The 23326-nt window shown below is 40.4% G+C and carries 23 protein-coding genes, 2 tRNA genes, 1 riboswitch and 1 other annotated feature; of the genes, 5 read left to right on the forward strand and 20 right to left on the reverse strand.

The features are described 5' to 3' along the window. Nucleotides 1–24 precede the first annotated feature (24 nt). Together pdxS and pdxT are read left to right on the forward strand one after the other, a co-directional pair. A complete protein-coding gene (pdxS, locus tag CTER_RS05560; protein ID WP_004624153.1) occupies nucleotides 25–903 on the forward strand; it encodes a pyridoxal 5'-phosphate synthase lyase subunit PdxS in 879 nt (292 codons plus the stop codon). 69 nt (nucleotides 904–972) lie between these two features. Beyond that, nucleotides 973–1545: a pyridoxal 5'-phosphate synthase glutaminase subunit PdxT gene (gene pdxT, locus CTER_RS05565; protein ID WP_004624085.1), complete on the forward strand. Its 573-nt coding sequence runs from the start codon at nucleotides 973–975 to the stop codon at nucleotides 1543–1545. A 191-nt stretch (nucleotides 1546–1736) separates the two neighbouring features. Here pdxT and CTER_RS05570 read toward each other — a convergent pair whose 3' ends face one another. The 10 genes from CTER_RS05570 to CTER_RS05615 all read right to left on the reverse strand — a co-directional run bounded on the left by CTER_RS05570 (nucleotide 1737) and on the right by CTER_RS05615 (nucleotide 11927). Then, nucleotides 1737–2453, reverse strand: coding sequence for a hypothetical protein (locus CTER_RS05570; protein WP_004624179.1), 717 nt, complete (start codon nucleotides 2451–2453; stop codon nucleotides 1737–1739). 173 nt (nucleotides 2454–2626) lie between these two features. Further along, nucleotides 2627–4189 carry a rhomboid family protein gene (locus CTER_RS05575; RefSeq protein ID WP_004624253.1) on the reverse strand — a complete coding sequence of 521 codons (1563 nt, stop codon included), beginning with the start codon at nucleotides 4187–4189 and terminating at the stop codon, nucleotides 2627–2629. Next, on the reverse strand, nucleotides 4179–5498 hold the full coding sequence (locus CTER_RS05580) for a homocysteine S-methyltransferase family protein (RefSeq protein WP_004624189.1): 1320 nt from the start codon (nucleotides 5496–5498) through the stop codon (nucleotides 4179–4181). Before CTER_RS05580 ends, CTER_RS05575 begins: the two co-directional genes overlap by 11 nt. A 190-nt stretch (nucleotides 5499–5688) precedes the next feature. Further along, complete coding sequence (locus CTER_RS05585; RefSeq protein ID WP_004624086.1) at nucleotides 5689–7353, reverse strand: AMP-binding protein; 1665 nt, start codon at nucleotides 7351–7353, stop codon at nucleotides 5689–5691. Between the two features lie 71 nt (nucleotides 7354–7424). Next, nucleotides 7425–7653, reverse strand: a binding site (T-box leader). 98 nt (nucleotides 7654–7751) lie between these two features. Then, the gene (locus tag CTER_RS05590; protein WP_004624251.1) at nucleotides 7752–8402 is read right to left on the reverse strand and encodes a response regulator; all 651 of its coding nucleotides are present in this window, start codon (nucleotides 8400–8402) and stop codon (nucleotides 7752–7754) included. Next, complete coding sequence (locus CTER_RS05595; RefSeq protein WP_004623996.1) at nucleotides 8389–9573, reverse strand: sensor histidine kinase; 1185 nt, start codon at nucleotides 9571–9573, stop codon at nucleotides 8389–8391. The genes CTER_RS05590 and CTER_RS05595 overlap by 14 nt, the downstream gene beginning before the upstream one ends. Nucleotides 9574–9844: 271 nt before the next feature. Continuing rightward, nucleotides 9845–9920 (reverse strand) — tRNA-Lys (locus CTER_RS05600). Between the two features lie 98 nt (nucleotides 9921–10018). Then, the gene (locus tag CTER_RS05605; RefSeq protein ID WP_004624098.1) at nucleotides 10019–10639 is read right to left on the reverse strand and encodes a cyclase family protein; all 621 of its coding nucleotides are present in this window, start codon (nucleotides 10637–10639) and stop codon (nucleotides 10019–10021) included. Nucleotides 10640–10835: 196 nt separating this feature from the next. Then, complete coding sequence (locus CTER_RS05610; RefSeq protein ID WP_242834933.1) at nucleotides 10836–11144, reverse strand: hypothetical protein; 309 nt, start codon at nucleotides 11142–11144, stop codon at nucleotides 10836–10838. Nucleotides 11145–11300: 156 nt separating this feature from the next. Beyond that, entirely contained in the window at nucleotides 11301–11927 is a 627-nt protein-coding gene (locus tag CTER_RS05615; RefSeq protein ID WP_004624307.1) for a phosphatase PAP2 family protein, read from the reverse strand. Nucleotides 11928–12218: 291 nt separating this feature from the next. On the opposite strand from CTER_RS05615, the gene CTER_RS05620 reads away from it, so the two are divergent. Beyond that, nucleotides 12219–12698 carry an acyl-CoA thioesterase gene (locus tag CTER_RS05620; RefSeq protein ID WP_004624202.1) on the forward strand — a complete coding sequence of 160 codons (480 nt, stop codon included), beginning with the start codon at nucleotides 12219–12221 and terminating at the stop codon, nucleotides 12696–12698. 2 nt (nucleotides 12699–12700) lie between these two features. On the opposite strand, the gene CTER_RS05625 is transcribed toward CTER_RS05620, so the two are convergent. After that, nucleotides 12701–13444 carry an AAA family ATPase gene (locus tag CTER_RS05625; RefSeq protein WP_004624099.1) on the reverse strand — a complete coding sequence of 248 codons (744 nt, stop codon included), beginning with the start codon at nucleotides 13442–13444 and terminating at the stop codon, nucleotides 12701–12703. Nucleotides 13445–13662: 218 nt separating this feature from the next. Here CTER_RS05625 and CTER_RS05630 point away from each other — a divergent pair, with 218 nt between their 5' ends. Further along, nucleotides 13663–14394: an NAD-dependent protein deacylase gene (locus CTER_RS05630; protein ID WP_004624213.1), complete on the forward strand. Its 732-nt coding sequence runs from the start codon at nucleotides 13663–13665 to the stop codon at nucleotides 14392–14394. Nucleotides 14395–14405: 11 nt separating this feature from the next. On the opposite strand, the gene crcB is transcribed toward CTER_RS05630, so the two are convergent. Then, nucleotides 14406–14792 carry a fluoride efflux transporter CrcB gene (gene crcB, locus CTER_RS05635; RefSeq protein ID WP_004624137.1) on the reverse strand — a complete coding sequence of 129 codons (387 nt, stop codon included), beginning with the start codon at nucleotides 14790–14792 and terminating at the stop codon, nucleotides 14406–14408. 300 nt (nucleotides 14793–15092) lie between these two features. Next, a riboswitch (glycine riboswitch) is annotated at nucleotides 15093–15189 on the forward strand. An 88-nt stretch (nucleotides 15190–15277) separates the two neighbouring features. On the opposite strand from crcB, the gene CTER_RS05640 reads away from it, so the two are divergent. Then, entirely contained in the window at nucleotides 15278–16693 is a 1416-nt protein-coding gene (locus CTER_RS05640) for an alanine/glycine:cation symporter family protein (protein ID WP_004624287.1), read from the forward strand. Between the two features lie 157 nt (nucleotides 16694–16850). On the opposite strand, the gene CTER_RS05645 is transcribed toward CTER_RS05640, so the two are convergent. From CTER_RS05645 to CTER_RS05675, 8 genes are all read right to left on the reverse strand, one after another. Beyond that, complete coding sequence (locus CTER_RS05645; protein ID WP_004624109.1) at nucleotides 16851–17330, reverse strand: GNAT family N-acetyltransferase; 480 nt, start codon at nucleotides 17328–17330, stop codon at nucleotides 16851–16853. A 140-nt stretch (nucleotides 17331–17470) separates the two neighbouring features. Continuing rightward, a tRNA-Pro gene (locus tag CTER_RS05650) sits at nucleotides 17471–17548 on the reverse strand. A gap of 123 nt (nucleotides 17549–17671) precedes the next feature. Then, nucleotides 17672–17857 (reverse strand): hypothetical protein, encoded by a 186-nt coding sequence (locus tag CTER_RS05655; RefSeq protein ID WP_004624128.1) that lies wholly within the window; start codon nucleotides 17855–17857, stop codon nucleotides 17672–17674. A gap of 171 nt (nucleotides 17858–18028) precedes the next feature. Beyond that, nucleotides 18029–18202 (reverse strand): hypothetical protein, encoded by a 174-nt coding sequence (locus CTER_RS28215; RefSeq protein WP_004624186.1) that lies wholly within the window; start codon nucleotides 18200–18202, stop codon nucleotides 18029–18031. Between the two features lie 118 nt (nucleotides 18203–18320). Then, nucleotides 18321–19478 carry an aminotransferase class V-fold PLP-dependent enzyme gene (locus tag CTER_RS05660; RefSeq protein ID WP_004624204.1) on the reverse strand — a complete coding sequence of 386 codons (1158 nt, stop codon included), beginning with the start codon at nucleotides 19476–19478 and terminating at the stop codon, nucleotides 18321–18323. Between the two features lie 117 nt (nucleotides 19479–19595). Beyond that, a complete protein-coding gene (locus CTER_RS05665; RefSeq protein ID WP_004624030.1) occupies nucleotides 19596–20774 on the reverse strand; it encodes an aminotransferase-like domain-containing protein in 1179 nt (392 codons plus the stop codon). A 67-nt stretch (nucleotides 20775–20841) separates the two neighbouring features. Further along, complete coding sequence (pdxR, locus tag CTER_RS05670) at nucleotides 20842–22362, reverse strand: MocR-like pyridoxine biosynthesis transcription factor PdxR (protein ID WP_004624235.1); 1521 nt, start codon at nucleotides 22360–22362, stop codon at nucleotides 20842–20844. A 178-nt stretch (nucleotides 22363–22540) separates the two neighbouring features. Further along, nucleotides 22541–23074, reverse strand: a complete 534-nt coding sequence (locus CTER_RS05675) for an ECF transporter S component (protein WP_004624093.1) — start codon at nucleotides 23072–23074, stop codon at nucleotides 22541–22543. Nucleotides 23075–23326: the final 252 nt, after the last annotated feature.

Here is a 23326-nt window from a genome sequence, read left to right on the forward strand (position 1 = left end):
TAATAAGTAAAGGAGAATGTTGCAATGACTGAAAGATATGAATTAAACAAAAACCTGGCACAAATGCTTAAAGGCGGAGTAATAATGGACGTTGTAAACGCAAAAGAAGCCGAGATAGCCCAAAAAGCAGGCGCGGTTGCTGTTATGGCCCTTGAAAGGGTTCCCTCCGACATCAGGAAAATGGGCGGAGTTGCCAGAATGTCCGATCCAAAAATGATCAGGGAAATACAGAGTGCGGTGTCCATCCCTGTCATGGCCAAAGTGCGCATAGGTCATTTTGTTGAGGCTCAGATACTTGAATCCCTGTCAATTGACTATATAGATGAAAGTGAAGTTCTCACTCCTGCCGATGAAGATTTCCATATAGATAAGCATGCCTTCAAAGTCCCCTTTGTCTGCGGCGCCAAAAATCTTGGCGAAGCCTTGAGAAGAATCGGTGAAGGCGCCTCTATGATAAGAACAAAAGGTGAAGCCGGCACAGGCAATGTGGTGGAAGCCGTAAGACACATGCGGACCGTCACTTCCGAAATGCGCAAGGTGCAAAGCGCCTCAAAGCAGGAACTTATGACTATTGCAAAAGAATTGGGCGCACCCTACGATCTGGTGATCTATGTCCATGAGCACGGCAAGCTTCCTGTCATCAATTTTGCTGCCGGCGGTATAGCTACACCTGCCGACGCGGCTCTCATGATGCAGCTGGGCTGTGACGGCGTTTTTGTGGGGTCGGGCATTTTTAAATCCTCCGACCCGGAGAAGAGAGCCCGCGCCATAGTTAAGGCTACAACCTATTTCAACGATCCGGCCGTTATTGCAGAAGTATCTGAAGAGCTGGGTACTGCCATGGATTCCATAGATGTGAGAGAGTTGTCGGGAAACAGCCTCCTTGCCTCCAGAGGCTGGTAAAAAGGAAGATTGTAAAATGAATTTTTCTTTAAAACATATAATCAATGTTGCCCACGAAAGGAAATTTTTATGAAAAAAATAGGAGTACTAGGCCTGCAGGGGGCGGTTCAGGAACATCTTGACATGCTGGGCCGGGTAGAGAATGTAGAACCTGTCCTTGTAAAATATAAAAGTGACATTGAATACATAGACGGACTTATTATCCCAGGAGGCGAAAGCACGGCCATCGGCAGGCTGCTGGCCGACTTTGAGCTTACCGGCCCGCTTAAAGTCCGCATAGAAAGCAGAATGCCGGTATGGGGTACCTGTGCAGGCATGATAATTCTGGCCAAAAACATTGCCAATGATGAGAGAAGATATCTTGAAGCAATGGATATAGAAGTTATGAGAAACGCCTACGGAAGGCAGCTGGACAGCTTCACCACCAGTGTGGATCTGCCCGGACTGTCTGCCGGCAAAATACCTTTGGTTTTCATCAGGGCACCCTATGTGGTGAGCGTTGCCCCCCAGGTTGAAATATTATTAAAGCTGGATGAACACATTGTAGCCTGCCGCCAGGGACATATGCTGGCAACGTCCTTCCATCCCGAACTGACGGCCGACCTGAGCTTTCACAGATACTTTGCAGGCATGATAAAGTAATAGCTGTATAGTTAAATAAAAAAACTGCTTCTGTTTACCAAAAGCAGTTTTTTATTTAATATATGTTACGAATGTTTTATTAAAGAATACATGAGAAGTTCAGTGATCAGCAGTTTACATCCATTTGCGGCAGGAAGCCCTAACTAATTAAGCTTTTCAGGTTTATTCACGACAATTGAGCCTATCAATTGCTATTTAAGCGACGCTGATGCTGAAAAACTGCCTTCAGCCTTCCAATCATCCTTGAATATTCCTTCCTTGCTTATATTGACCAGATTGTTAGGATTGCCGTTACTTGTGGCCGAGCGGACATTTGTAAATGTAAATGCCAGGTCCCTGGAATTGGCCAGATACTCCTGGGGAACTCCGATACCCTTAAGCAGAGGAAGTGAATTCATATATATGCTTTGATCTGCACTCTGAGAATCCTGCAGGGTCATGGTCTCACCCAGTGTGTATGGGTTTGGAGACCAGCTGGTCAATACTCCCTCTTTGAAACCGATACCCAGGATATCTGCATTTATTACACCGGGGTTGACATGTGTAAATGTCATTTCGGCATAAACCTTCCATACATGCAGGTATTGGGAACCGATATAGTATACTTGATAATCATATGCTTCGGCTTTCAAGTTAAGATTAGATAAGAATGTCACCGTACCTCCATAATTATCATCATTCAAGTCAACCATCAGGTCTACTTCAGCTTTGCTGCTGAAAGTGCCGGTACCGCCGAAGCCGGTGAAAGTAGGCCCGCTGTGAAAGGTATCCGAGGCAAAACTGAAGAATGTGGTGGGTGGTACCAACGGTATCAGCTGAACATTTGTTGAGTCAACTTCTTGCGCAAAACACGGGATTGCAGAGGCCAGTAGAAACAGAATCAATACTAAGCTAACAAATTTCTTCATAACAAACCTCCTTATTAACTTTTGTGTTTTTACCCAAATGGATGTTTTAAAACCAGTCCAAGCTTCCACCTACATTGTATAATAAATATTACAGACAATATGTTTCGTGGAAATATTCCCCATATATTTTATTACATTAACTTGTTGTGCCAGTTTAAATTAATAATTATTATTTACTTAGCCGTTCCTTCAATCCTGGTTAACATCTGGTTAATTGTATCAATATATGGAGACTCCAGTTCCTTGGCCTTCTGAAGATGTTCCCGGGCAGCGTCATACTGGGCGGTATTAAAATATATAAATCCCAGCAGGAAGTGACCGTCAACAGGGCTTATTTTTACAAGCTGCTCTGCATGCGGTATTCCCTCTTGATACTTTTGCTGATTTATTTCAGCTCTTGTTATGCTCCAAAGCACACTTGTACGGATATTTTTGCTGGAGGGGCTTAAATCCATTATATCCTCTCCCAGCTTTTCAGCCTGGGCCCAATTTTCCTGTGTCTCGAAAGTCTGCATTTCTGTCAGTATTAGAACAATTTTGCTGTTCTGATTGTTAAACCCGTACAGCGTAGCTGCTATTGTGACAATTACAGCCATTATAAGAGACACAACTTTCACAAGCCTGTCCCTGGAGGTTTCTTCCTTTGAATTATATACTATGCCGGTAGTCAAAAAACCGCCTGCAAACCCACCCAAATGAGCATTATTATCTATCCGGCTGTTCATAAAGCCATAGGCAAGGTTTATGACTACAGTAGTGATCAGGTTTGCCCCAAAACTGCTTTTTAAAAGGGACGGACGCTTTAAGGCAAAAAACAGCATTGCACCCATCAAGCCAAATATGGCTCCGGATGCTCCTACAGCAACATTTATTGAAAAGGCAAGGCTCACAATATTGCCAAGTATACCCGAAAACAGGTATATAAATGCAAAGCGTCCCCGCCCGAAAAGCTTCTCAACCTGTGAACCAACAATAAACAACGAATAACAATTTACAGCCAGATGGATTTCATCGGCGTGTAAAAACATGGGTGTAAAAAACCTCCAATACTGTCCCTGCAATATATACGAATTGATTTTTGCTCCAAAAGGAACCAGAAGATTGGAATAGGATTGTCCGGTCCTTATGGATATAAGTTTGATTATCAGCCATACAACAATATTTATAACTATTATCCCATAGGTCAGCCAGGGCTTTTTTACCTTTAGCTGTATCTCATAATCTTTTTTCCTGTTTTCAATAAGCCTTTGAATATCTTCAACTGTAGTCCCGCTTTTATCAAGGTTTTTTGCAAAAAATCTTTTTACCGTCCTGACAATATGGGCATCAAAGGCCGGTACGGTAAAATGCTTTTGAATAGTACCCTGCGAGCAATTTACCGAAAATGTCCTCAGGAACTTTCTTTCTGCAGTAATATCCGCCTGTCCCTTCGATATGATATCAAGCCTTTCGGTATCCGGCTGACTTTCAAATAGGAACAGCTTGAACACTGTGGCATTCCTGCCATTGATATTATTGATGAGAGCAGTTCCATGCTCCATGGACATGGCTATCTGCCGGCTGTCCATCCTGTCTGCATCAATAATTTCCAGCAGCACCGAAGTACCGTGAAAATCCTTTATAAGGCTTGTGGTACCACTGCTGAAATCCAATCCCTCTGTTTCAGGACTTATCAAATTGAAAAATTCCTTTTCAATCAGGTAGCCCACAAGTGATGTAATTAAACTATTTTTCATTGATCAAAAAGCCTCCGCAATCAACAGCACCATATTTTTCAAACATTCCGGCCGCTTCAGGAGCATGTGATATATATCCCGCTCTTCCCTTATAAACTCTCAGTGCGGCGTCAAGCACTTTTATGTTGTTGGATTTTAAGATAAAAGGCTGTTTCAGATAGGTTTGAGCTTCCTTGACAACCTTTGCCAGCAGCAGTGAGTCCTCTGAATTCTCCAGATCTGCATCTACTATAATAATATCACTGTCTTCATCCAGAAGATCCATGGCTGCATCGGTAACGGCATCTATATCCCCATCCTTCAAAGAATCCCTTAATGTCGCATCCGCATTCACATCAAGCCTTCCCAGCCCGGCGGCACCTATGGCTGCAAAGGATATCTTCTGTGAAGCCGAGGTGATATAATCCACATCGGGCCTTATGCCTGTAATTTCTTTATTTTCATCATCAGTTTCCCTTACCAGTTTGGCAATCTCCGCTATATACCGGGGAGTTGTACCGCAGCAGCCGCCCAGCAGTCTTGCACCGTTTCTCAAAAATTCTGGTACAAACTCTGCAAAGCCTTCGGGTGTTTCCTTGAATACCTGCTTGCCGTCAACTATTTCGGGCAGCCCGGCATTTGGTTTCACACTGAAGGGGAGCCCCGTTTTCCCATAGCTTTCTGCTATCCTGATCATATATTCAGGCCCGAAGGAACAGTTTGTTCCTATCAAGTCGGCTCCCATGGAATGCAGTATTGCGGCACATATGCCGGGTTCGGTCCCCATCAGGGTCCTTCCGTTCTGTTCGTAGGAAACGGAACAAATAACAGGAAGGCTGCAATTTTCCTTTGCCGCAAGCAGTGCAATCCTCAATTCGCTTATATCCGTGAAGGTTTCCAAACTGATAATATCCGCACCTCCATCCGCGACAGCAATAATCTGAGCTTTAAAGGTGTCATATGCCTTTTCAAAAGTCAGATCACCAAAGGGCTCCAGCAACTTTCCCAGAGGTCCGATGGATGCGGCAACATAACACTTACCGCCGGCGACCTCTTTTGCAAGCTTTGCAGCCTGATAATTTATCTCATAATGCTTGTCCTTAAGGCCATATTCATCCAATTTTATAATGTGGGACTGAAAGGTATTTGTCTGGATAATATCCGAACCGGCATCCACATAGCCCTTGTATATCTTCCTTAATATCTCTGGATGTGACAAATTCCATTCCTCGGGACAGGTTCCGACCCCAAGCCCGTTTTCAAAGAGCATCCTTCCCATTGAACCGTCGAACACCAAAACTTTTTGTTTTAAATCATCTCTTAAAGACATTGTTCCTCCACAAATTAAATTTCTATATATTAAACAAATTGCCAGTTTTTTAGACTGGCAATCATGAGCTTATTAATAAATTATAATAGTGTATCAGCTTAATGTAAAGGTAAGCTGACCCAATTACTGCTGTAAAATTGTTTTAAAATCAACTGAAAAGTAATTATAAATGCAATTATCAATACAATTATCAAGCCGTTTCAATACCGGCTTCATCCTGCAGGCCAAGCTGAACTATGGCATTTTCACGCATTTTGTACTTCTGTATCTTTCCGCTTGCAGTCATCGGGAAACTGTCGACAAAGCTCACATATTTTGGAGTCTTATGCCTTGCCATATGTGACCTCACTGCATTCTTAACATCATCTTCGGTCATGGTACAGCCTTCCTTCAAAACAACGCAGGCCATTATTTCTTCACCGTAAGCTCTGGAGGGGACACCGATTACCTGGACATCCTTTATTTCAGGCAGCGTATACAAAAATTCCTCGATTTCCTTCGGATAAATATTTTCTCCGCCTCTTATTATCATGTCCTTGATTCTTCCGGTGATTTTGTAATAACCATGCTCATCCCTGACGGCAAGGTCACCGGTATGTAGCCAGCCGTCGGGGTCAATGGCCTGGGCTGTGGCTTCGGGCATTTTGTAATATCCCTTCATAACATTATAACCTCTTGCAACAAACTCTCCGGGTACTCCGTCAGGCAAATCCCTGCCTGTTTCGGGGTCCACTATCTTGCACTCGATAAATGGAAGCGAACGGCCCACAGTGGCAACTCTGCGTTCCAGGCTGTCCCCTATTCTGGTCTGGGTGCAAACGGGCGAAGCTTCAGTCTGTCCGTAAGGAATGGTGATATCTTTCATATTCATTTTGTCAACCACCAGTTCCATGTATTTTACAGGACACGGGGAACCTGACATGATACCTGTTCTCAGTGATGAATAGTCATAATTATTAAATTCAGGGTGTTCAAGTATGCCTATAAACATGGTGGGTACACCATACACAGCGGTGCATTTTTCCTCCTGTACCGTCTGCATTACCTTTAGAGGCTGATAGTATTCAAGGGGTATCATTGTGGTTCCGTGGGTAACGCAGGCCATTACGGCAAGTACAAGACCAAAGCAGTGGAAAAACGGAACCGGAATGCACAATCTGTCCTGGTGGGTAAAATGCATGCAGTCACCGATACACTTCCCATTATTAATTATGTTGTAGTGTGTCAGCATGACACCTTTAGGGAAGCCTGTAGTTCCGGAGGTGTACTGCATATTGATAACATCATGGCAATCAAGGGAGCTGCTTATGGCATAGAGCTCATCATCTGGAATATCACTTCCCATGTCTAACATATCAGACCAGCCGAACATTCCAGGGTATTTGTTTTCACTGACGCTGATAACATTTTTCAGGAAAGGAAGCTTTTCAATATTGAGCTCCCCGGGTTTTGAATCCTTTATCTCAGGACATAGCTCATTTAGTATCTGAATATAATTGGAATCCTTAAAGCCGTCGATTAAAACCAGAGTATTGCTGTCCGATTGCTTGAGCAGGTATTCCAGCTCGAAAATCTTGTAATTTGTGTTTACAGTAACCAGAACAGCGCCGATTTTCGCCGTAGCAAAAAGCGTAATCAGCCATTCCGGAACATTTGTGGCCCACATGGCTACATGATCACCTTTTTTAACACCCATTTTCATAAAGCTTTTTGCAACGCTGTTGCATATGGAATTGAATTCCGAGTACGTTTTTCTAAAGGGGCGATCAGAGTATAAAAGGCACTCGTGGTCGGGGTATTTTCCTGCCATTTCCTCAAGCATTCCGCCAACTGTTATTTCAATAAGCTTTTCCATATAAGCACCTCCCAAAATTATAAATGTCTAAATCAGATAAATTAAAGCAATAAAAAAGCTCTTCATCTCAGAAATGAGACGAAAAGCATGTTCCGCGGTACCACTCAAATTAATTCAACCAATAGTGTAATTGGCTTATTGAATTCTCTTTAATCTTATAACGGTGAAGACCGTTCCGGCCTGACTATTCAGCCGGAATGCTCCCGGGCGAGCTTCAACTTTTCAAAATCACCATCTCTCACCGTACGATAGCTCTCTTTGGATTTTTAACAGTCTACTTTTCCCGTTCTCAGCAGTTTTTTATTCAAATTATTAATATAATACTATGTAAATTGTACAAATGTCAATACATTTATTAATGCTTTAATTTAATAAATTCCCCGGCCGGGATTATCAAATCAGGCCTTGATGTTGTGTTTGAATGCATAAATGGCGGCTTGGGTCCGGTCGTTTACATCAAGCTTTTTAAATATGTTGGATATATGATTCTTGACTGTCTTTTCGCTTATGTAAAGGTTTTTTGCGATTTCCTTATTTATCATGCCTTCGGCTATGAGCTTTAAAACCTCTATTTCTCTGGTGGTCAAATTGTTGGTCAAGGACCTGTCATGCTCATACAGTGTAACTCTGTTGAATTCCTTGACCAGTTCGCTGGTCATATTGGGCTGGATAAAGGTCTGGTCATGGAATACACTTCTTATGGCCTCAATCAGTACAGATGACTCGGCATCTTTCAATACGTAGCCCTCACAGCCCATTTGCAGTGTTTTAAACAAATACTCCCTATCCTGATGCAGTGTTAAAACAATTATTTTAAAGCGGTCATTTCCTTCCTTCAACATTTTAATGGCCTGCAGCCCGTTTAATACAGGCATGTTTATGTCCATTAAAATAATATCCGGCTTGAGTGATTTTGCGAGATCCACTGCCTCACCGCCGTTAGAAGCCTGTGCTACAACACATATATCCTCCTCCAGCTCAAGAATTGTTTTTAATCCCTGCCTAACCATGGCATGATCATCTGCAATCATTACTTTAATCTTGTTCATTTACGAGTGCCTCCCCTTCATCAATGAGTGGTATTTGTATGTTTATTCTTGTACCTTTCTGTTCTTCGGACACTACGTTAAATTCTCCTTCAAGCAGGGCAACTCTCTCCTTCATGCTAAAAAGACCAAATCCTCCGGACAAATCCGAGTTAGTCATGCGTATGGTTTTGGTATCAAAACCCACACCGCTGTCAAATATGATGATACTGAGTTTCTTGTCGATTTTCTCCAAGGCAACACATGCTGTCTTTGATTTGGAATGCTTGAGCACATTATTCAGCGCTTCCTGTACAATTCTGAAAACCGTAAGTGAGATAACCGGCTTTATTTCTTCATCTATTCCTCTGCACTTGAATGTTACATTTATTCCAGTCGTCTCCTTAAAAGAAATAACATATCTTTCTAAAGTTGGCAATAGCCCCAGATCATCAAGTGCCATAGGTCTCAGGTTATATATGATTTTCCGTACCTCCTGCAAGCTATCTCTCATGACCTTTTTAAGGTTTTGCAGTTCAGTTTTGGACTCTGTAATATTTTTATCCAATAACCTTTCACATATCTCTGCCTTTATTACAGCATTGGATATTGACTGTGCAGGCCCGTCGTGGATTTCCCTGGCAACACGCTTTCTCTCCTCCTCCTGAGCTTCGATTATTCTCAGTCCGAGTAATTGTTTCTGCTGCAGATTATCCAGCTGCTCACCCACGCCCTTCAAATCGCTGCTCAGGTATTCCAGCGCTATACCCACATGTCCGATAAGATTGTCGGCTCTTTCAAGGGTCTTTAACGAATCCCTGATCCTTATTTCAAGGTCATTGCGTCTCTTTATCAAAAAGCTTTCCTGTTCCCGTTTTACAGCAAGCTTGACTCTCAAATCGTCTGCCGACTGATAGGCTTTTGCCAGATCTTCCTGGCTGTATTTCTTAAAATCCCTGTTTACGTCGGACAGCTTTTTCTTACTTGTCTTCAATGCAAATTCAAGATTCTCAATTTCGTTAATGCTGCTAGCCACTTGCATCTTCAGGCTTTCAAGTTCTTCTTTAAGACGCGAACATTCTTTTCTGGAATTTTCTGCGATCTCAATTATTTCCATCTTACCCGAATCAAGAGCCTTAATGGTCTTATTAATTATCTCATCCATTTGTACGGCATTATGTTTAAAATTCGGCATTATTCCACCATTTTTCATCCATAAGATTTTTTCTTTATTCAAACTGATAAAACATTCATGTAACTTTCTTGTAACTTTTATGTAACTTTATAGAACTATTTTAACCAATATGTTGCTCCCTCACAATAGGGGTTGACCATTTTTGTTAATATTTTCTTAAATATATCATTACTCTTCATGCAATGTTACAATTCTGACAGCAAACTAATACTTTTATTTATTAATACTTTATTAGACAATAAAAAAACTTCTACTTTTTGTAGAAGTCTTCTGGTGCGCCATCACGGGTTCGAACCGGGGACACCCTGATTAAGAGTCAGGTGCTCTACCAACTGAGCTAATGGCGCATTTTCAAGCGTTTGGAGCATTGGTGTTTCCCGAACACTTTTATATTATAAGAGCTAAGTATTGTATTGTCAACCCTTATTTTTATTTTTTCTCCTGTTTAAATGTCAATTCTTGCTATTGCTCTTACCATACTGGAATCGGCATTGATTTTCAAGGGAAATGCAAATACTTCGAATACATCGGCTTCAGATATTAAATCAAGATTTGTCAGATTTTCTAATATAAAAATATTATTTTGAAGCAGGAATTTATGAATTTCAAAGGGAAGCCTGTCAGGAGAAGGCATATCAACTCCGACCAACTTTATATTATTGGCTGCAAGACATTTACAGATTGATATGTCCAGAACAGGATGATCATTATAGTATTTTTCACTTCCATAAAATCTGTCCATTCCGGTATGAAACAGGATTATATCTTTTCCTTCAATTATTTCCTGATAACCGGGTTTCAATGAAATAACACTCTCATTTTCAGAATGTATTATCCCCCCTCTTCCGCTGAATTGCTCAAGGGGCATATTTCCGATATACTCGTCAACATCAAGCATATGCATCCTTCCGTCAATATGGGTTCCCGCATGCATTCCCGTCTCAAGTCTGTGGTTGTTGTAGTGATCCCTGCTGTAAACTTTATCATGTTTAAGTACAACAGCACTATCTCCGGGGTATACCGGCATACCTGTATATATTGGTTGTGACAGATCTACATATTTCATTTTGGCTTCCTTCTTTCACAAATACCAGTTATTATATTTAAATAAACGGTATAATTGCAGTTTCTTGAAGTAAACATACTGTACTTGCTTATTTTATCATACTATTTTCAGGCACAAAAGAGGCTGTCTCCAGACTAAAATGAATGCAATACATGAATTTCATCATTTTATTATGAGACAGCCATTTTCCGTTTTCCTATTGAACAACATAGTTTGTAACAAGCCGGCTTCCTCCGCTGACCACTTCAATCTGGTAGGTGCCTGTATCGGTATTTTTGTCGACTTTCCAGGTACAGAGAACACTACCGTCATTACCTGCAACTATGTTTCGTGTGGTTGTAAAATCCTGGCCTCTTATCCTATAGCTGCATATAATCCTGCAATTGTTGTTGGGAGTGCATCTTAATGCCAAAACTCCTACTTCACCCCTTTTGATATATGGTCTCTTTGCTATAACCTGAATTTGATTTCCATCTGCTTGTGCAAGCAAATTATTTTGCTGCATGACCTGTCTGCTTTCATTAACTTTATTAACTGCAAAAAAAACGTTAAATAACAAGCTGACACATAATAAACAAGGTAAAATACGTTTCATGCCATCACCTCAAAATAGTATTTTACCTTATTTTCTCCACTGCATATTTTTTTATTTACAGGTAATTCATACATGTTTTTCCTGTGCTTTTTCTATTATTAGGGTAAATACCCCAAGCCAAAGCACCCCAAGGGAAAAACCTCCCAAAACATCACTGGAATAGTGAACGCCCAGGTATATCCGGCTCAAACCCACAAGAGCAATCAATATGACAATCGGAAAAATAATCAGATTTTTATATTTACCTTTATAGAATCTGCTGCACAGATAAATTATAAACCCGTAGAAACTAATTGCTGCCATCGAATGTCCGCTTGGAAAACTAAGCCCGGTTACCTCAACCAGTTTTAAAATATCCGGCCGGTTTCTGTTGATTAACCATTTTAATCCCACATTGATTATTGAACTTAGAGATATATTTATAATTGCCATTGCAGCATAGAAGGAATACTTTTGCTTTTTTGTAAAGATGCTCAGGAATACTAGTGCACAAATTATACCTAGAAACTGTTGTGAAGCCAGAAAAGTAATGAATTTCATAAAAATGGTCATTTTTCCGGATATGATTTTGGAAACCATTGAATAAACATAAGCATCAAAGGCCTGAATATTATTGTTCAGAACATTAACAGCCAAAAATAAAAACATCAGCAGTGGTAATACAATTGTTAAAACAAATCTAGTAAATTTCAATTTGGAACTCCATTCGTATATTTACTCTCTATATATAAATAAGCCTTTTATAAATATATGTTACAAATATAATTTTTAAATATTATAGATAATTATTCCTGGTTCGTCAAATCAGAAAAAAAGCCGTGAATACCATTATTTTTTTCCTGCTCCAGGCAACTAAGAGATTATTTTGATTGAAACCGGGTATAAATCTACAAGAAATTAGTATATGCTTATATATAAAACAGCTGTATTGCCAGCTGGTTGATTAATATAACATACGTGAAAATGCTCAACTAGGAGGTTAGGATGGACAAAAAAATATATAAAAAAGTTTCTGATTCTAAAACAGAACAAATACAAATAATCATGCCCGAGCATATTAATGGCTTTAACCGGCTTTTCGGAGGCAGACTTATGGAATGGATTGATATTGTTGCCGCTGTGGTAGCCAGAAGGCATTCCGGCTGTAATGTAACTACCGCTTCAATAGATAATCTGCAATTCAAGGCTGCTGCTTATGTTAACAGCACAATCTTCCTCGTAGGACAGATTACTTATGTGGGGAGAACCTCCATGGAGGTTCGGGTATCCACTTATGTTGAAAAACTGGATGGAATGCGGTATATGATAAACCGTGCCTACCTTGTCCTTGTGGCATTGGATGAAAATGACCATCCTGTCCAGGTTCCGGGTGTGACCCTGGAAACCGAGGAGGAAAAGCTGGAATGGGAGGCGGGCAAAAAGCGGTGTGAATTAAGAAAACAAAGAAGACTTGAAGCTTTTTAGTTTCATATTTCATTAAATAAATATTCCAGCATTTTTTCGGGATTATTTAAAAATTGCCTGGTTATATTGTAGTGTTCCGTTTCTTTATAAAGAGTTTTTGTTATCCCTCCGTCATCCAGCATCAAAATATCGGAGTCGGGATATGCCAGCAATATGGGTGAATGTGTTGCAATAATAAATTGTGAATTATCCTTTGCCAATTCATTTATATGGACCAGTAAGGACAGCTGTCTTGTGGGTGACAGGGCAGCTTCCGGCTCATCCAGAATATAAAGGCCCTTTCCCTTAAACCTGTTTTGGACAAGTGCCATGAAGCTTTCTCCATGGGATTGATTATGAAGGGATTTGCCGCCGTATACATGTATAAAAGGATTGAATCCAGTCTTATCCAATCTGTCAATTTCAGTTGCAACATTGTAAAAACTCTCCGCCCTGAGAAAAAAGCCGTCTTTAGGCCGCTTAACACCTTTGACCAAAGTCATGCTTTTATAAAGCGCCGAATGAGTTTCCTGGGATGCAAAATTAAAATTCATCGTCCCTCCTTCGGCATTAAAGCCCATATTTATGGCAATTGCCTCAAGAAGAGTGGATTTTCCCGAACCGTTTTCACCGATGAAAAAAGTGACTTTTTTGTTAAAGGACAGTTGTTCCACATTCTTTAAACTTGGAAGCTCAAAAACATATGAATCCTGACATCCGGTATTCTTTTGCAATTTTAATCCGCTAATATATAAATCACTGAACATTATTTCCGGCTCTCTCATTTCTTATTGGATTGATTCTGCCAATTATTACAATTATTACAACTATTATTATACAATATATACATGATAATTTCAAGAACATTTGTTCGCCTTTTAATAGCCTTTTAGAAAATTCGATTAAAGCGTGCTATTTTTCCTGGAATATGAAATAATTACTTTATCAATGGTAAGTATATTAATAAGTATATGGAGATGATTTTGTGGATGTAAAACAGTTATCCGAAATTTTAAAGGGCAGCAATAATATTGTCTTTTTCGGAGGTGCAGGTATGAGCACCGAATCGGGAATAGCCGATTTCCGTTCGGAAAACGGCCTTTACAAGACAGCCCTGGGGTTTGAATACCCTCCTGAAACCATGCTCTCCCATAGCTTTTTTGTATCTCACACAGCTGAGTTTTTCAAATACTATAAAGAGAAAATGATTTTCAAAAATGCGTCCCCCAACCCTGGGCACAAGGCACTTGCGATTCTGGAGGAAAAAGGAAAACTCAAAGCAGTTATTACTCAAAATATTGACGGACTTCACCAGCTTGCAGGAAGTAAAAAAGTTTATGAACTGCACGGTTCAATCCATCGCAATTTTTGCATGAACTGCAACAAGTTTTACGGGCTGGAATATATAGTCGGTTCGGAGGACATCCCCCTCTGTACTGTCTGCGGTAGCATTATAAAACCTGATGTCGTCCTGTATGAAGAGGCCCTGGAGGACAGTGTCGTAAATGGTGCCGTCAGTGCCATAAAACAGGCCGATGTCATGATAATAGGCGGTACTTCACTGGTAGTTTATCCGGCCGCCGGCCTGATAACTTACTTCCAGGGAAGTAAGCTCGTATTGATTAATAAAAGCCCGACACCTTATGATTCCAAAGCGGATATTGTAATCAACGACTCTGCAGGCAAAATTTTGGGCACTGCCGTAGAAATGTTGTAAGCACTGATAAATTACGCGTTTGCAATAATTCCAGCCAGCATTTTTCCCAGGAATGCACCTGAAATGCAAAAAACAATGCTAAAAATTATATTTAATGCGGCATAGAGCATATTTCCGCTTTGATATAGATTCACCGTCTCCAGACTGAAAGTTGAGAAGGTTGTAAATCCTCCTAAAATCCCGGTTGTCAAAAAAAGAAGCAGTTTTTTATTGCTCGGATACAGACTGGAAAAAAGCTGGGTCAAGAACCCTATTAAAAACGAGCCCAATATATTAATAATTAATGTTGATATCGGAAAATTGCCCGTATTAATTCTATTCACAAAAACAGAAAACAAGTATCTTGCAGCTGCACCTATGAATCCGCCGCAGCCCACGGCAAAAGCATTCTTGAGCATAAGATTTCCCCTTAAGCAAAATGGTATAATTGCTAGTAGTATAATTGCTAATTGTAATTATACTATTTTGAATTTCTGGCATCAAATTAATTGTTTAATTCCAGTAAACATCAGCCGGAAGAATCTCCTGTACTTTTGGATATTATTCACTAAAATCATGCTTTCTATTTGGTTGTATCGCCAAATTTATCAGCTGGCAAAAAAAACTTTTGCCCTCCAATGTATATTATGTTAAATTAATTATTGCGAGTTTTATCAATTTATAAATTTATTCCGCTAAAATAAATTTATCTATTTATCAAACTGCTCTCTGGAGAGTCCCAGCTATTGGGCGCCGAAGGTGCAAGGAAAAGTGTGGCTTTTCCGGTCTCTCAGGCAAAAGGACAGAGCTTTTCAGCTTGATGTCTTTCTCTTTTGAGGGCCAAAACAAAATGTTTTGGCTTTTTTGATTTTCAAAAATTCAAGAAGGGATTGGTCAAAAATTTATGTTAGAACAAATCAATAGTTTTGTAACCTGGTTTGATGGTATTGTATGGGGGCTCCCCCTCATAATCCTGGTTTTATTGGTAGGAATTTTAATGACAGTCCGTACCGGCCTGTTACAGGTAAGACATCTCCCCCGTGCATTAAAGTACATGGTTAAAAATGAAGAAGGCGGAACAGGAGAAGTATCCAGCTTCGGAGCCTTATGTACCGCTCTGTCGGCCACCATCGGAACCGGCAATATCGTGGGTGTTGCCACCGCAATTGTTGCGGGCGGTCCGGGAGCACTTTTCTGGATGTGGATCGCAGCCTTTTTTGGTATGGCTACAAAATATGCCGAAGGACTCCTTGCCATAAAATACCGCACAGTTGACAGTGACGGTCACGTTTTGGGCGGACCTTTCTACTACATAGAAAACGGCATGGGCAGACGCTGGAAATGGCTTGCAAAAGCTTTTGCCTTCTTCGGGGCTGCTGCAGGACTCATGGGTATTGGAACCTTCGTACAGATCAATGGTATATCAGATGCTGTTCATAATTATTTTGACAAAAATAACGAATGGACCGTTTCCCTTTTGGGAAGGGACTATTCCTGGACAGTAGTAATAACTGCAATTGTTGTGACTCTCTGCGCAGGTCTGGTCATAATCGGAGGCTTAAAGAGGATAGCAAGCGTATCGGAAGTAATCGTACCATTTATGGCTATTATTTATGTAATAGCCACATTGATAGTTGTATTTGCAAATTATAAAGCCATACCCGCTGCCATTGTCGAAGTATTCGAAGGAGCTTTCGGTTTGCGTGCCATAGGCGGCGGAGCGCTGGGCGCAATGCTTGTGGCCATGCAAAAGGGTATTGCGCGCGGTATCTTCTCAAATGAATCAGGTCTGGGAAGTGCGCCCATCGCAGCCGCTGCCGCAAAGACCCATGAACCGGTACGTCAGGGCCTTGTATCCATGACAGGTACATTTGTGGACACAATAATAATTTGTACCATGACAGGTATTTGTATTATTACTACCGGCTCCTGGAATATAGGTCTAAAAGGTGCGGCAGTGACACAAAATGCCTTCCGGTCAGGTTTCAGCTTCGCTCCCTCCCTGGGTTCCTTCATACTTATGATAAGCCTGGTTTTTTTCGCATTCACCACTATCATAGGCTGGAACTACTACGCTGAACGCTGCATGGAATATCTTACAAACGGAAATATGAAAACAGTGAAAGTCTACCGCTGGATATACATCATAGCCGTATTTGCCGGTCCCTTTATGACAATTGAGATTGTTTGGAATATTTCCGATATATTCAACGGAATGATGGCATTTCCAAATTTGATTGCTCTTATAGCCCTCAGCGGTGTTGTAGCTGTTGAAACAAGAAAGTATTTTAAAAAAATCAGGGAACAGAAATTAAAATAATAACAATAAAAAAGAATGGGTTCAAGTTTGCAACCCATTCTTTTTTGTTATGTTTGTGATAATGGTTTTTCTAAGCTATCAAAGTATTGCCATGGCTTTCGCCAAATTGAAATTCTGGCTGCGGGCATCATGAGCATCTTGTACGCAAGGTATTTAATTACAACTTCAACACAGAGACGATTTCCTCTCCGTCTGTTTCGCCGTTTTCTGAAAATCCCATAGAGGTGTATAAAGCTCTGGCTGCAATATTTTCAGGTTCATAAGAAAGCCAGCAGTATTGTGCCGGGCCGCATGGCTTAGCGCGCAAATACTCAATGGCCTTGGCAAGTGCTGCTTTACCAAAACCATTTCCCTGGTATTTTTGGTCAATCATAAACCGCCAGATGCAATAATTTCCTGGGGCGATTGCCGGCTCATCAGCAGCATCAATGGTATCATACCCGAACATAACAAATCCCACCAATTCCTCATCGCTATAGATAGCAAACGGCAGCGCTGTTTTCCCTGAAGTGACTGTAACATATGCTTCCAGAAGGCTTTGGGTATTTGTTGCCACAAACCCCTTCTGCTGCTCTTTTACAGAAAGGCCAACCACCTTCCATAGATTTTTTGAATCAATTTTTTGAAGCCGAATCATAACTACCTCCAATTTACTATTCACATGCCGATTATATAAAAAATCCACAGTTTGATACAGACAGACAAATTCCTGTACATTATACCACCCTTTGGAACACAGAAAAAGACATACCTCCCCTTGACGGAAGATATGTCTTTTGGTCGGAATGACGTGACTTGAACACGCGACCTCTTGCACCCCAAGCAAGCACTCTAGCCAAACTGAGCTACATCCCGATAACGCTCAATCATTATAACATATCAAATTTTCAATGTAAAGATAAAATAGCAAATTTCGCCTCATAATAATCCATTATAAGTGAATTTATATATCACTTTTACAAAGGATCTGGGTTTTTATTACTGGCTTTCATGTTTTTGGCTCTGTTTGTTGGTTCCAGACGCCTTATCTCTTTTTTTCAACAACAGGGCTTTTTCAAAATCTCTGTCCTCCTTCTCCTTTTCCTGGCTCTTTTGGTGTATCAAGCTGTCGGTTTTTAAAATTCTTGATACCGGATATACTTTTGATACTCTGTCAATTTTCATAGTGCCACCTCCTCACCAGTTATGAAAATATATGGGTCTCACATTATATATCGGCATAAAATCAAAAGTGCCAAAGCCGCTTTTAATTATCAGGCACTGAAAAAAACAGCCCCTACTGATTTCCAATAACGACTGTCTTATCTAAAATATTTAAGTGAAAGTACAACATCATTAATATTTTCGGGCACTGCCTTTGTTTATGAGTCTGAAAACAATGTAGCCAATCACACCGATAATTGCAACAGGTAAAATCAGACTGAGTACCCAGCCAACAATTCTCAATGCAATTATAAATAAAAAGATCATAACGATAACGGTTATCAGTTTTTTAAATTTATTGTCCATTTTTTTACCTCCAAGATTAATATAGGTAAATTATACACCCGGATGATATATTTGTCTACAAGTAATTTAAAAATATTTAATTAACTTATTAATATTTTTAATATCCTAATCAATTTACTTAATATTTATTAGCCACATCGTATATTATACGATTAATTGCCAAAATTGTATTATCAATTTCATCCATTGTATTAAAATATCCCACACTCAATCTGATCATACCTGTCTTATTTGTATTAAAATGCTTATGGGCAAGAGGGGCACAGTGCAGTCCGGATCTGCATTCTATTGAATATCTTTTATCCAGAAGTGCACAGATCTCGGACGAATCGGTATCCTTGACATTAAAAGCCACAATCCCCGAATTTTCATTAACGTCTTGAGGATTATACAATTTAATGCTTCTATTTTGTGAAAGGCCGTCATTCAGCCTCTTTATCAGCGTATCCTTTTTCCTCTTTATTTCGGATAAACCTGTTTTAAGTACGAACTCAACACCTGCGCCCAATCCGACTATACCCGGAGTATTAAGAGTCCCGCTTTCAAATCTGTCAGGCATTATATCAGGCTGCAGCAAATATTCCGATTTACTCCCTGTCCCGCCGCTCATCAAGGGGTTCAGCCGGACTCCCGACGAGACATACAAGCCCCCTGTCCCCTGGGGCCCCAGCAGGCCTTTATGTCCGGGAAAGGCAAGCATGCTTGTGTATATCCTTCCAAGATCAATATCTATGCTGCCCAAGCCCTGGGATGCGTCCAACAGGAATAATATACCTTTGCTTTCTGCTATTTTGCTTATTTCCCGGACAGGCATAATAATTCCGTTTACATTTGACGAAAGGGTACATGCTATAAGTCTGGTTTTCTTATTTATATGTCTCTTTATTATAAAGGGATCTATTCTTCCCACCCCGTCACCCTCAACTATAGTCAGCTTTATGCCGTTATATTTTTCCAGAGTTTTCAGAGGCCTCAGCACAGAATTATGCTCCATGCATGTTGTTATGACATGGTCACCTTCTTTCAGGCATCCCAGAATGGCCATATTCAAAGCTTCGGTGGCATTTTTTGTAAAACATATGTTTAAAGAATCGTTTGTTTTAAGCAGCGAAGCCAATTTTTCACGGGTGTTATTTACCTCCAATGAACTTTGGACAGACATGGAATGGCTCCCTCTCCCGGGATTGGCACAGTAGGTTTTAATGCATTTCTCCATTGACGTATAGACATTTTCAGGTTTTGGAAAGGATGTAGCGGCATTGTCCAGATATATCATAATATTAACCTCGTCTTTTTTAGTTTACTTAATATATGGTATGAATCCGGGGTTAACATGTTTACAATAGCTGATTTTAGCGGGATGCAATGACAGGTAATTATTATGGTAAAGTCTTTATTTATCAATTTCTTCTTTCAGTATTTCTCCCAGGATGCTGATGCCCTTCCTGATCTTATCCTCCCTGACGCCTGAAAAATTCAACCTCATTGTATTTTCGTGCCCGCCGTTGGGGAAAAATGCACTTCCCTGAACAAAAGCCACCCCTCTTTTCAAGGACTTTACCAAAAGTTCCTTGGTATTGATGCTTTCAGGCAATGTAACCCACAGGAACATTCCGCCTTCAGGCCTTGTATACTCCACCTCCTTGGGAAAGGTCCTTTCAATGGTATCCAGCATTGTATCCCTTCTGCTTTTATAAATTTCTATATTGCTCTTTAAGTGTTCCTTTATATCGTATTTCTCATAGTAGCGGGCAATTTGCATTTGAGCGAAGAAATTTGTATGAATATCCGTCCCCTGCTTGAAAAGTACATATTTATTGATAATCTCCTGCGGAGCACATACCCATCCGATCCTGTAGCCAGGACAAACCGTCTTTGAAAACGTGCTGACATATATTACTCTTCCCTGGGTATCAAAGCTTTTTAAAGGGGGAAGTTTCCTGTTGTCAAAACAGAGTTCACTATATGGACTATCTTCAATTATTATAAGTTTATACTTGTTTGCAATCTCTGCTATTTCTTTTCTTCTCTCCAGGCTCAGGCGTCTTCCGGTTGGATTCTGATAATCAGGTACGGTATATAAAAATTTTATTCTGCTGTTTGATTCAATTTTTCTTATAAGGTCTTCCGGAACAAGTCCCTCCTCATCCATATCAATCTCGGCAAATCTGGGATAGAAAGGCTTGAATGCATTAATGGCAGACAAATATGTGGGACTTTCACAGAGTATGGTATCCCCTTCGTCCAAAAAAGCTTTGGCAGTCAGATCAAGTCCTTGCTGAGAACCGGAGGTTATAAGTATGTCGTCGGGGCTTGTGTGTATTCCCTTTTCCTCCATCAGCTTTACGATAATATTCCGGAGGCCGGCATGTCCCTCGGATATTGCATATTGCATGGACTTTACACCGCTTTCCTCCAATATTTGATTGCATATTTCACGCATTTCTCCCACCGGAAAAGATTCTTCAGCCGGCAGTCCTCCTCCAAAGGATATGATCTCATCCGAATCGGAAAGTTTCAGCAGTTCCCTGACCTCCGATGCCTTTAAAAACTCAGTTCTCCTTGCAAACATAACAACCTCCGTTTGCTGCATTCTGGCAGCACAAATTATAATAAAATGACCAAAGTTTTATAGTGCATTACAAATATGGATTTAATACTGTTTCTACAGGATGCCCGACCTTGACATTGCTGTTTGAGCATTTAACTATACAGTCAAGCAGTTTTTCTATCCCATCCTCTATATCCTGTTCTTTGGGATAGGAAAAATTCAACCTTATGAAGTTGCTTTCTATATTGTACTTTGGATAAAAGACATCCCCCGGCATCACTATTATCCCCTTATCTCCCAGCAGCTTGATCAGTTCATTCATTCTGATGTTGTTGGGCAGTTCAAGCCATATAAAATATCCCCCGCCCGGGACAAAAATCCTCATCCCCTCAACATTGCATTTATTGAGTTGGGCTATCATAAGGTCTCTCTTCTTCCTGTATTTGTTTCTGATTTTTTCAAGATGGTTTTTCAGATACCCATGTGCTACAAACTCATGTACAAAATACTGGGAAAGCGTATTGGTCTGTATGTCTGTGATCTGCTTGAACTTTATGAACCTGTTGATTATGTTTTCACCTGCAACAACATAACCTACTCTCAAACTAAAGGAAATGGTTTTTGAAAATGAACTGACGTATATGACATAATCATTATTGTCCAGACTTTTAAGTGAAGGAAGCTTTTCTCCCTCGTAATAAAGCTCTTCATAGGGGTTATCTTCAAGTATTGGAATATTGTAATAGTATGCGAGCTTCAGCAACTCCTTTCTCCTGTTCAGACTCATGGTCATACCGGTTGGATTGTGGAAGGTGGGCTGTGTGTATATGAGTTTCGGTCTGTATTTGACAAGGCAGGTCTCAAGTATGTCCAGCCTTATACCCTCTTCATCCATTGGTATGCCTATAAGCCGGGCATCATAGCTCTCAAAGGCCTGAATGGCGCCTATATAGGTGGGTTCCTCCACCAGTACAACATCTCCCGGCTCAATCAGCAGCCGTGCCAAAAATTCAACTGCCTGCTGGGAACCCGAAGTGACCATTATTTGCTTTGTACCTGCATTAATCCCGTTCTGCTGCAGATAGGACCTTATTGTATGCTTAAGTTCGGAACAGCCGTCCACAGGTGTGGGCATGAGAACCTTTTCCCTGTGTTTTTCCAGCAGCCGGGTCTGAATGCTTTGCAGCAGTTCCATATCATAGCTGTCCTCCGAGGCAACTCCCGAAGCAAAGGAGATCACCTTCTCCTTCTCAAATACCGACAGGATATTATTTATAGTTTGTTCATTCGATTTGTTGACTCTTCTGCTTTCCAGCTGATTCCACCTGAGCGGCGGAACGTACATTTTCTCCTGAATACCGTCCTTTGAGAAAGGCGCCAAAACCACTGTTCCGCTTCCCACCCTGGATTCTACCAGCCCCTCTGCCTTGAGTTCCATATATGCCTTGATGACCGTACTCCTATTGATCTTAAGTCTTCCGCCCAGCACTCTCTCTGCCGGAAGAATGAAATTGGGAGGAAGCTTTCCTGAATTGATCATGGCTTCTATTTGCTTCTTTATTTGCAGGTATATTGGCGTTTTAGACTCTCTATTTATAGTGATTTCCATATGGTATTGTCCTCCATTTGCAAATTGGCATCATCCAATTATATTATATAATTTATTTTTCATTATAAAACACCCAATTTTTAAAATTTAAAACCATCCAATTATATTTTGGATGGTTTATGTTGTATTCTGACATTTGGATGGTCATATAAAATTTTCATCTAAGCTTTCATCTCGATTATCTGATTTTAAGTGCCTTTCTTACACTGTAAATCACAGGTATTGCTACCAACCCTCCTATGACTGCTGTTAAAAGCTGAGGCCAGCTGAACAGCTCAAAGAGCTTTTGAGTAAACTTTGGAAACGAAAAAATATTAAGGAATATTCTTATTCCCAGGAAAAGTACACCAAATTTGAGTACGGCTCCAACTCCCAGGCCTATGAATTTATTTTTATTGTATAACAGGTAAAATGCAAGCACAAAAATTATATTGGCTAAGGCTATAACCGGTGCAAAGGGCAGCAGTGCTGCTGCAATTGGAGCATTATTGTTGATAAGCGAAGTAAAAGGTGAAAGAATTGCTATTGTGATGCCTCCGGCCATACCTGCAGTCATTGCAGCCAGCAGCAGACACATATTCACCAGGGGACCTACTATAAAATTATTGTTGGGCAGACTTCTCCCCACTATCTGAACTACTACCACAACCGCCAGCAATACTGCTGTTCTTGTTATCATTCTTATATTGTTTTGATTATTGACCTGATTCATGTGTCCCTCCATATACGATTATTTACGCAATTAATTATAAAATAAACCCCGGTGTTATTCAAGCATGCATTGCACCCAGAGCGGTTATACCACCGTCGGGAGATGAAGTCCCCATTGATGATATACCACAATATTGTAATTTATAACATATTTATAATTGTTTCAACAAAACTTCTATGTTTTATCAAGGTATTATGGTAAATTAATTTTTTCTATAGACTTTTTTTTTGAAAAGTAGCATAATAAAACTTG

Origin of the sequence: Ruminiclostridium cellobioparum subsp. termitidis CT1112, from assembly GCF_000350485.1 — a bacterium.
Taxonomy (GTDB): Bacteria; Bacillota; Clostridia; order Acetivibrionales; family DSM-1351; genus Ruminiclostridium; species Ruminiclostridium termitidis.